The following is a 10833-nucleotide window of genomic DNA, read 5'->3' on the forward strand; positions in this document are numbered from 1 at the left end:
AGGGAATGAAATGCAAAAAAATGAAAATCCATTGAATATTTTACAGTTAACATTGTCATTTGAGAATGGAGGTCGAAAAGAAGCTATTAGAAACCTCGCGGCAGGTATGCAAGACGATGGACATAAAGTTTTTTTAGGGTGTGTTTCACATTTAGGTGCTGAGCAAAAAGACTTAACCGTATTCGAAGATACTGTGGTGTTTGACCGCCAAAAATTATTCGATTTTACCGCAGCGAAACAATTAGCTGAATATTGTGAAAAACATAAAATTGATTTAATACATACCCATGATGCGGGCAGTTTATTTTTTTCCTCACTTGCTAAGTTTTCTTTTAATAAAACACCTCCGCAAATTATGACTTTTCATCGTTCGTTGAACTTTGAAACCGCAAGCTTTAAAAACAAATTACGTAATATGTTTTCATTGTTAGTTAGCGAGGGTGTTATTACCGTGTCAAATGCTCGTGGCCGAGACTTTATTGCTAGCAATTTAATAAAACCTAAACGATTACAGTTAATTAATCTTTCTGCTGATATAAAAAGATTTACATTTGACCTTGATGCGCGTGCGCGTATTAGAGATGGCTTTGAAATTAAACCAACCGACATTGTTTGTGGTGCCATGGGGCATTTTGGCCTAGAAAAAGGCATTGATGTCGTTATTAAAGGTTTTGCTGATTTGCAACAGCGCCTTGGTGACGAAGGTAAGTCAGTTCACTTGATGATTTTAGGCAAGGGTAATAAGCAAGACACTAAACGCTTAGAAAAGCTTATTAGTGACTTTAACGTTGAAAGGGTAATTTTTGCAGGCTTTCATCCTGATCCTGAATCGTACTTTTCGGCATTTGATATTTTCTTACATTCTCCCAGAGAAGAAAATGGTGCTACGGTACTATTTGAAGCAATGGCAACAGGTTTACCTATAGTCGGTTCCTTAATTGGCGGCGTACCTGAGGCAATAGTAGAAAATGAAACAGGTTTATTGGTTGTTAGTGACACGCCTGAGCAATTGGCTGATGCAGCCCAGAAAATAATTATTAATAATGAGCTTAGAGGCGCTATGGGGCTAGAAGGCTTTAAAAGGTGTTACCTTAATTTTACTCGTGAACATTATTTTAATCGCCATGTCGATTTCTACAGGCAAGTTTTAAAGCAAAATTAACAATAGGTTACAAAGGAAACGTAATGACTACTATTACTATAGTGATAACTCCAAGAGAACGATATTACGGTGTTATTGAGTGTATTGACGCTGTTTGTGAAAACACTGATGAACCATTTGACTTAATTATAACTGACATTGGCTACCCTAAAGCACTCATTAACCAAGTTGAGCAACGAATTAAAAGTATACCTAATGCTAAAATAATTGATTATGGCGGCATGGTTACACCGATGAAAGTGTTCGAACATTTAGTGCCTATTATTAAAACTGATATGTTGGTTTGGGTTGAAACTGATACGACTGTTTTACCGGGTTGGATGCCGCCACTTATTGAAAGTATTAATGATGGTGCTTCTTTTGTTTCGCCGTTAACGCTAGAAAAAGAGGGGGTTGATCAGGGCGCTAAAATTCGTAACCATTTATATACGTGTAAAATATTGGTTGTTGAGTATGAAGGCGTTGATTACCTCATTGAAGCTAAAGAATATAGAAGAGAATTACCAGAAAAAATACCGTTAGAAATAAGACCAACAGAAACTTTTGAGTGGCATACGGTAGCTTTTAAAACGGCCGATTTACAAGAAATTGATTTTCCAGACATGGTGATGAGACAACAAATAGATATTCCTATGCAGTTAAGAGCACAGGGTAAAACTATGGTTGCTAATCCTTTTTCGAAGGTGATATTTGATAATTTATGTACTCGATTAACCATTAAAGATATGCGGTACTTCTTTTTTGTTTGGTCGCATAAGCTTAATGAAAAGTCGCATCGTGAGTTTGAAAAAAGATGGGGCTATAACTTTTATTCAGAGCAGTCTATTTATAATTGGGTGTTTCGTCGTAAAGCTTTTTTGATTTGCCGATTCTTTTTTATTCCTATTCCATTAGCGAATAAAATTACCGGACTGGCTAAAAGAATTTTTTGCAAAGATTGGGATCCCTTAAAAGACCCGATTGGTGATTCAAGACAATTATCTCAAGAAATAGGTAACCCAGAGCCTAATCGTTAATGTCGACCTAATTGCATTTATATTTCCACCTCTTTTGAAGCTAATACTTTAAAAGAGGTGATTTACAATTTCATATTTATTATATGTTCATTCGAAGTTGGTTATGAAACAAAAAAAAACAAGTAAAAAAGTAGCGCACATTATTGGTAGTTTAAAAATAGGAGGTGCAGAGCGTTTTATTATCGATTTGTCGATAGCACAAAAAAAACTCGATATAAAACCTGCGATTATTTCATTGGGTAGTCCTACCGATGATCTAGTTGATACCTGTCATATCAATAACATTCCGGTTGCTTCTTATTCAAGCCATTCTTATATAAAGTTATGTAGAGTTTTTTTTGTTTTATTAAAGTTTGATGTTATTCATGTGCATTCTCCTCATGCGTTAAAATATATAAGTTTATTCTTACCTTTACTGCGCAAAACTGTTGTTTATACAAGACATGGTGCAGCACCTTATTCTGCAGCTCCTTGGTTAAAGTTCCATCAAAAAATTAAGCCATATATAACGGCAGTTACTTTTGTATCTCAAGAAGGTAAAGATAACTTTCATCAAGCCCATGGATGGGAAGATATTACTAGCGTTGTGGTTGATAACGGTGTTTTGATAGAGCCAGTAAAAAAAGTACCCGCTAAAAAGGAAATTTTAAGAATTGGTTCAGTAGGCCGAGTTATTCCTTTAAAAAACCAAATAGGATTGCTTAAGGCTATTCAGCGTTTACCTGCCGACTTACAAAGTAATGTGGAAATACATTTCTTTGGAGATGGGCGAAGTTTAGCAGACTTGAAGACGTTCTATAACGAAAAAACGCCTACTTTAGCTGTAACCTTTCATGGCATGGTGAACGACCGTGAACTAATTTATTCTTCTTTAGATTTATTGGTAGTTACCTCTGAAACAGAGGGCTTATCGATGGTGATTATTGAAGCTATGGCGAATAGTATTCCTGTTATCGCGACTAATGTTGGAGGTAACCCGAGATTAGTCAAACATGGTGAAACAGGCTGGTTGTTTGAATATGATGATGATAAAGCGTTGGCAGCACAGATAGTGAGTCTGCTAAATAATAGGCCGCTTGTCGATGAAGTTGGCGCACATGCTCTTTCTTACATAACAGACAACTTCTCTATCGAGTCATCAGCAACCAAATATGCCAAGCTTTATGAAAAATAGCATACGCAATATATTTCAACGCTTAAGCCAACCTTATTTTATATTTTGTTGTTTTATGTGCTTGTTGGTTACGCTGTTACCTTGGTGGCCAACTCATGAAATACTGATTATTCCTAAATATGCATTATTGTTTGGCCCGCGTTGGTGGTTATTAATTACTGTTATTGGTTTGTTTGTTTTCTGGCGTTATTTGTCAAAACGTCAATTACAGTTTTCTTCTTTGTTGATGCTGTTATCACTCAATTATTTAGACTTTCAGTTACCTAGTGTGGCTTCATACTTTTCTACATCTACATCTACATCTACATCAACGTCTACAACAATTAGCTCAGAAATTTCAATACTTAGTGCTAATATTGGTGGTGGAGGGTCAAAAAACGAACTTGATTCTATCGGCTTTAGCATGGAACCTGACATTATTTTATTACAGGAAGCGAGACGAATTGAGCTTTCTACCTTATTTAATGATTATGACTTTAAAGAGTGTATATCTGGTTTATGCATTGTTAGTAAATACCCTTTTAAACAAGTAAAGGTGCTCAGTAGAAAGCTATTTCAAGGCTGGGGAATTTTTGCTGTTTTTTATGAAATAGAAACTCAATTTGGTATGGTTTCATTAGCTAATGTGCATTTTGAAACGCCTCGCTCAGTACTTATGGGGTTAATTTATCGTACTTTTGATTTTTCATTGGCAACTACCATAGACAGTAATCGGCAATTTGAGGCGGAATTGGTCAGTTTATGGTCACAAAATAAAAGCCATACGTTAATTGCTGGTGATTTTAATATGCCAGAAGATGAAAACACGTATCAGCGTAATTTTACCCATTTAAATAACGCCATTGGCACCAAAGGTTTTGGTTTTAACGCCACTAAGCACACCGTGTGGCATGGCGTGAGAATTGACCATGTTTTATATTCTGATGATTTCAAATTAAAAACTGTTGATGTTATTGAGTCAATCAATGGTGATCATCGGCCAGTAATTGCTACTTTTAGCGTAGGTAATTAATAGAAAGAAGGATTTGTGATGTTAAAATTAGCGCTTATTGCTGTTTATATTGTTTTGTGTGTTTTTTCAAAGCATAGCGTTAGCGCTGAAAATAATATTACATTTGATGTTAGTGATATTAAAAAAGCATCAGTCGAAGGTTCGTTATTTTTATTGTTGCCTATCCCGAAGCAAGGTGTTCCTTTAAACAGTAATTTTTTTCTATCTGATAATAAGGTCCCGATTAAAGCGAGCTTCAAGGCGCTTAATACTTGGCCAACGATTAAAAACGAGCAATTTATTCGTTTACTCTCGATTGAAGTTAGTGCTTTACAGCCAAGTGCTAAAGCCCTGACACTTAATTGGGAGGGGGCAGATACAGCGCTTTCGGTTCAGCAAATTAATGCAATTGAAAGTAATGTAAGCCAGCTTGTTTATCCTTCAAAGCCATGGCTGGTGCAAAGTATATTATTGCATCCTTATAAGGCTGTAGACAGCGATTGGTACACTGAGCCGCAAAAAAAATATGCCCACTATTTTACAAACCAGGCCTTGTTGACCAAGAAGGGCTATCCTGCTCACAAAGCAGCACAATGGTTGTATGACCGTCCTCAAGCTATTTATCAACTTTATTTAATGTCGGGTGAAAAAGAGTGGCTAACAAAAGCGAACGAACTCGCTGACTTTTATATCAATAATATTGATGAAAGCGGCATGTTTATGCTGAAGAAAAACTTTGATCCTAAATACTTAATGCCGAAAGGGTTGTTGTATCGGTATTTACTTACTGGTGATGTTGAAGCTATAAAAGCGCTCAAGCGAATTTATGAACGTTCGCTAGATTGGGATGAAAGCTATACTTTACGGCGTGGTTTTTGGACTGAACGTAATCAAGCCGCGGCGTTAAATGTTGCGGTTTCTTATTGGGAGGTGAGTAATGATGAGGCGGCGCTAAGGCGTATTAATGACATTATTGATGCAACGGTGGCAATGACATTTAACCCAGGCAATGATTGGTCATTAAGAGGTTGCCCTCAGCATAGTTTTAAATCACATGAAGGGTGGGGTGATGACACTCCTGCTTGTTCGCCTTGGATGATGGCTTTGTTAGGTGATGCTTTGTGGCGCTTTTATCAACTAACAGGTGATGTGCGTGCAGCGTCATTAATTGATGCCTTTGGTGATTTTGTTTTAAATTATGGTATTTATTATGGTAATGCCAGAGTAAAAAATATTGTTATTCCTAAATATATAGTGTCAATTAATAATCCTAAACAAGAAGAATTGAACCAATGGACCGATCCGCAGCATGCTTGTGATGTTGGGGCTTTACTGGGTAAGTCTGCGTATATAAAGCAAAAAAACAATCGTGATAACTTTCTTGTAAAAACTTTATTTAATGCTTTATTAGAGCAATGTGCGGGAAACTATACTAGATTAAAAAAAGCACAGAATAGTAAACGTAAGGCAAATCACTGGGTGCTTAAACCGCCACGACGTTTTGGTTGGATGTATTCAACCACCAGCGATTTACCTTGGTTAAAGAGTCAGTTGCTGAATGATTATTGATTTCGAGTGAGTTATACAGCTACGCTATAGTGCAGAAGGTAACTGTATTGTAGATCGGACTTCAGTCCGTCAATGGGTAGCGGGCGATTAACATGAAGCTTGATGGGCTAAAGCCCAACCTACAAAGAAGCCTACGGGTGATGATGTAGCGTTGGCTATGGTGTTGTAGGTCGGACTTTAGTCCGTCAAATGGGTAGCGGGCGATTAACGTGAAGCTTGATGGGCTAAAGCCCAACCTACAAAGAGCCTGCGGGTGATAATGTGGCTTGGGTAATTGTTTTGTAGGTCGGACTTCAGTCCGTCAAATAGGTTAGCGGGCGATTAACATGAAGCTTGATGGGCTAAAGCCCAACCTACAAAGCGCCTGCGGGTGATGATGTAGCATTGATAATGTTTTGTAGGTCGGACTTCAGTCCGTCAAATGGGTTAGCGGGCGGTTAACATGAAGCTTGATGGGCTAAAACCCAACCTACAAAGCGCCTGTTGGTGATAATCTGGCGTTGGTAATTTTTTGTAGGTCGGACTTTAGTCCGTCAAATGGGTTAGCGGGCGATTAACGTGAAACGTGATGGGCTAAAGCCCAACCCACAAAAAGCCTGCGGGTGATGATGTGGCGTTGGGTAATGTTTTGTAGGTCGGACTTCAGTCCGTCAAATGGGTTAGCGGGCGATTAACGTGAAACGTGATGGGCTAAAGCCTGAGAGATCCCCACAAGTTTCTCAATATAAACTTTCATGAATCAGTGCCTTCATTGCACTGATTATCATCTTATCCGATATATAATACCGCTTATGTTGTAGGATCCTTAGCGCTAAATACCCATAAGATAGCACACGCTTAGTTTTCACCGAGTTTGCTTGGAATTGCCGATGATAGCCTGCTGATTCCGCTGCCTTGCCTACACAATATAGATAAAATTGAACCATCATACTTAACAGTAAAATAACCTGCAGCCTTTCTACTGAACGGCTTAAACTACGAGACAAGCCTAAGCCATAGTATTCATTTTTACAGTCTCTAAAGGATTCTTCAATGGCCATTCTTCGTTTATACATATTCACTAAATGCTGCGGTTTAAATGTATTTCTAGGTAAATTAGATACTAAGAACCAAGGCTCTTTAGCTGACTTTGAACTCTTTATATTGGTTTTACATTTTGTGGTTACGCCCTTTCGATTAAGCTTATGGCGATACATCTTTCGTCCTTTGAATAAGACACCACGACAAACAAATTGATGAGCCTTTGATAAGATTACGCCTTTGAGCTCACTTGCTATAGAGAGCGCAAGATGGTGACATTTGCTCACATAATGCCAATCGCTTTCACCTTGACGTTGGCATTTTACAGTGCCTCTTGTCCTTGCAAGCCAGTACCATTGCTGAGCCTCGATCGCTTTAAACCACGGGATTTTAAAGCCCGCATCCGTGCATATAATAGGCTGAATATCTTCAGGTAATATCTTTTTTAAATTAGCAATGAAGTTCAAGTGTACTTGGTGGTTCGTGTGTTTACTTTCAGGATGAACTTCCTCATAGATCGTAACTGCACGTCCTCCAATAGAAATGGCGGCTCTGAGCATGACGAAGTTATAGTTGTAGACGGTGGACCAGTCCACATGAATAAGTGGGTGGGGTGTCGTAATAAACAGCCGTGCAATGTCCTGGTAAAATGACTGCCTATTCTGATATAAAGGCTGACTCCCAAGCAGTCTATCGATACGTTTTATCGCGTGTTTTTCTGATTTACCCTGCAAGCTAGCAGCGTGTCTTCCCATCGAGGTTAAGGTCAATGCCGCACCATTGATGAGACTATCAGCAGCAGTAAAAAGAGATTTTGTAATTCTAGGATCTAAAGTGTTTGAATCAAAGGTGAATAAGTCTGATAATGAAGGCATAGCGCTTGTATTTGGTATATTTGTTTTTTGTGGTGATTAACATTTTACCAGATATCAAGCGCTTACTTCTTAAACTTGTGGGGATTCCTCAGGCTAAAGCCCAACCCACAAAAAGCCTACGGGTGATGATGTGGCGTTGGTAATTTTTTGTAGGTCGGACTTTAGTCCGTCAAATGGGTTAGCGGGCGGTTTACGTGAAGCTTGATGGGCTAAAGCCCAACCTACAAAGAGCCTGTGGGTGATAGTATTAAACGTGATGGGCTAAAGCCCAACCTACAGGTGACTTTATTCACTGCATCTGTGTGTTTGCTTATAATCTCTTAATAGGGATATTCATTGGAGAGGGAAATGAACAAAAATTTTGCTTTATTATTCAGTTTTTCATTATTGATTATGGCTGGTTGCTCTGAGTCTGATCAGGCATACAACGAAGTTAATGATAGTGAATTGATAAAAGCTTCAGCTGAAATTAATCGGCAAAACTTCGACGATTTTCCGTTTCATGATGTGCCAGAGTGGCGCTATGATGTTGCCGAATACCAAGGCCCTTATTCTGAATCGGGTGAGTATTATCAAGAGCAAAATATTATTGCCCCCGCTGCGTTAAGAAACACTGTGCCCATTGGTCAAGGTGATTGGCTGGTTGCAGAACTTTATACCCGAACAGAAAAGCCTATTGTGCTTGATTATATAGATGTTGTACCTGACCCCATTAATGCTAAGAACCAAGTGCTAAAAATTAGTACCCCAGATCATACTGATGGTGTTGTGCTGCGTTCTAAAAATCCATTACCACCAAAATATCGTATCAGTTTAAAAATTGGTTTTGCTAATTACGGTAATGAAACAAAGCTCAATGGTTATAACGACGGTACTGAAAGTGCTGAGCCTTGGAGGGCGTTATCAAGTGTTGGCCATAACGGCTTTTATTGGTTAGCAATACTAGATAGTCCCCCTAAACCTCATAATAATATTTGGATACATCATCATCGAAAATTTGTCATTGATAGCTGGAACAGGAAAGACTTTAATCATACGGTAAATGTGATTGCACTCGATGGAAAAAGTGAAACCCATCAGGCGTTTGGTAAAAAATTTATTAGTTATGTTGATGGCGGTTGGCAAAAAATATCTGACGTACCGGTTGATTATTACCTACCTGATGAATGGTATACCGTTACTTTTACGCGTACGGCTTTATATTATGAATATGCGATTGAAGGCCGATTTAAAAACGCTGGGCAAACTATATATACCGATAGAATAGATTATCGAAAAAATTGTATTTATCATTACAATCAAACGCCAGAAGAGCTAGTGCCCGATTGCATTGATAATAGGCAGCAAGTTTTTTCGGGGAAAAATTTTACAGCGTGGCCTAGTGGTAGTGCTTATCCAGAATATTTTATGTTTGGTGAACCCCATATTAATTATTATGAAGGCAGTGTTTTAGTTGATGATATTACCTTCGAGGTTTTGTAATTCAGCTTTACATTGACGTTGTTGACAAGGTATAAATTTCCAATGCAGCTTGGTCTGATTAATATTCTTAGCCGCCATAGTTAACCGGGCTATTTTAAATGCTCTAAGTGACCCAAACTGTTGTTGGTTTATTTCATAACTGGCAACAATTACCGCCGCTTTACCTGCCTTAAATACGATATGTGTTTTCTGGTTTTGATCTACATCTTCATTTATAGATTGCCAACCATTAGGGATTAAATCATTCTCGTAGTAACTTGGCTTACCGTCTAACTCTTTACCATTAAAGAAATAGGTAAGCTCGACAATTCCGCTGTCTTTTGAGGTTAACTTGCGAGTAACAAAAGCATAAAAATGAATTTGTGGCTTTATTTCAAATGCGTCATCACTGGTTAAATTACTATCGTCAGGAGCAAGTATCAGCATGGTGCTGACAGTGGTTGATGACAAAGCCAGTAATACTAATAAAACAGCTAAAGCACGCTTGTTGGTGTAGCTTTCAACTTGTGATGTGTTTATATGTTCAGTTGATTCTGGAAGTGAGTCTGAATCTGGTGCTGTTAAATCAATATCAGCACACTTATTACCCCACCAAAATAAAATGAACATAAAAGGTACGAACAAATACCAGCCAAAGGTATTATGATCTTCCATTAGGCTACTCTCCATATTGGTATAGTCACCAATTAATATGAGTGCGGTTATTCTTATCCAGTTAGTCAGTAGCGCTCCAAAAATAGCGAGGGCAAAAAAAACAAACGCCTTTTTGGCATTTTTAATATATAGAAACCTGAAGAGTGTGCTGATCGCTAATGAAACGATCATGTATCTTAAACCACTACAGCCGTCGGCTATTTCAAATACGCCCGCAGGAATAGTAACAAAGTTACCTTCTACATAAGTCGGCACACCAGTAAAACTCATAAAGTAGGTGACTACGCTGACTGATATTTCTTGTAGTATATTGGTCAGCATGCCCCAAACAGGCATGATAAAAATTAAAAATATGCTAGGGAAAACTATATACCGGTTCAATTTATAAAGCATATTAATGCTAGTGACTAAAACTGCTAACAGAGAGCACCAGTAACCTAAACTAATTTGGGCGTTGCTCGTTATGAATAATGCTAAACAAGAACAAATAAATATGACTGTTGCAGGAAATGATAATTTTTCTCGAAAATTCAACTTGCCTGCTTTTTGCAGTATATAGAACAAATATAGAGAAATAATGGGAATTAAGTAGGCGTGAGAGTATGTACCGTCATCAAAACTATGGCGCCATAAAGTCACCAAAATAGGCATGTTTAATAATGAAACGGTGAAAGAAATGAGCAAAATCCCTAAAAGCGGAGCTTTAAAGAAAGTACTGAAGATTTCAATGAGTTTATTCAATTTTATCATGCGTCTTAATTTATAATTATCAGGTGAATAAATGAAAAGTTGATTATAATGATAAACTTCCATACAAGCTTTATCAGTATAGTGATTAAGTTAACAAGGTTTTAAGGGTTTGTCTTTATTTAAAGATATAAAAACGGTTA

At 37.8% G+C, this 10833-nt stretch carries 8 protein-coding genes; 6 read left to right on the plus strand and 2 right to left on the minus strand.

Going from position 1 to position 10833, the window contains the following annotated elements; genetic code table 11:
- The first annotated feature begins 10 nt into the window (after positions 1-10).
- The 5 genes from B5D82_RS09595 (at position 11) to B5D82_RS09615 (ending at position 5912) form a co-directional block, all read left to right on the plus strand.
- Entirely contained in the window at positions 11-1162 is a 1152-nt protein-coding gene (locus B5D82_RS09595; protein ID WP_081151113.1) for a glycosyltransferase family 4 protein, read from the plus strand.
- A gap of 23 nt (positions 1163-1185) precedes the next feature.
- Positions 1186-2178 carry a glycosyltransferase family 2 protein gene (locus B5D82_RS09600; RefSeq protein WP_081151115.1) on the plus strand — a complete coding sequence of 331 codons (993 nt, stop codon included), beginning with the start codon at positions 1186-1188 and terminating at the stop codon, positions 2176-2178.
- A gap of 103 nt (positions 2179-2281) precedes the next feature.
- Positions 2282-3352 (plus strand): glycosyltransferase family 4 protein, encoded by a 1071-nt coding sequence (locus tag B5D82_RS09605; RefSeq protein ID WP_081151116.1) that lies wholly within the window; start codon positions 2282-2284, stop codon positions 3350-3352.
- Entirely contained in the window at positions 3342-4364 is a 1023-nt protein-coding gene (locus tag B5D82_RS09610) for an endonuclease/exonuclease/phosphatase family protein (protein WP_157673864.1), read from the plus strand. Before B5D82_RS09605 ends, B5D82_RS09610 begins: the two co-directional genes overlap by 11 nt.
- An 18-nt stretch (positions 4365-4382) precedes the next feature.
- Positions 4383-5912 carry a hypothetical protein gene (locus B5D82_RS09615; RefSeq protein WP_081151120.1) on the plus strand — a complete coding sequence of 510 codons (1530 nt, stop codon included), beginning with the start codon at positions 4383-4385 and terminating at the stop codon, positions 5910-5912.
- A gap of 719 nt (positions 5913-6631) precedes the next feature.
- On the opposite strand, the gene B5D82_RS09620 is transcribed toward B5D82_RS09615, so the two are convergent.
- Entirely contained in the window at positions 6632-7807 is a 1176-nt protein-coding gene (locus B5D82_RS09620) for an IS4 family transposase (protein ID WP_081148330.1), read from the minus strand.
- Between the two features lie 348 nt (positions 7808-8155).
- On the opposite strand from B5D82_RS09620, the gene B5D82_RS09625 reads away from it, so the two are divergent.
- Complete coding sequence (locus B5D82_RS09625) at positions 8156-9289, plus strand: hypothetical protein (RefSeq protein WP_081151121.1); 1134 nt, start codon at positions 8156-8158, stop codon at positions 9287-9289.
- On the opposite strand, the gene xrt is transcribed toward B5D82_RS09625, so the two are convergent.
- Entirely contained in the window at positions 9257-10693 is a 1437-nt protein-coding gene (gene xrt / locus B5D82_RS09630) for an exosortase (RefSeq protein WP_172820637.1), read from the minus strand. The two genes, B5D82_RS09625 and xrt, sit on opposite strands and share 33 nt — an antisense overlap.
- Positions 10694-10833 lie beyond the last annotated feature (140 nt).

The organism is Cognaticolwellia beringensis, assembly GCF_002076895.1.
In the GTDB taxonomy this organism is placed as follows: domain Bacteria; phylum Pseudomonadota; class Gammaproteobacteria; order Enterobacterales; family Alteromonadaceae; genus Cognaticolwellia; species Cognaticolwellia beringensis.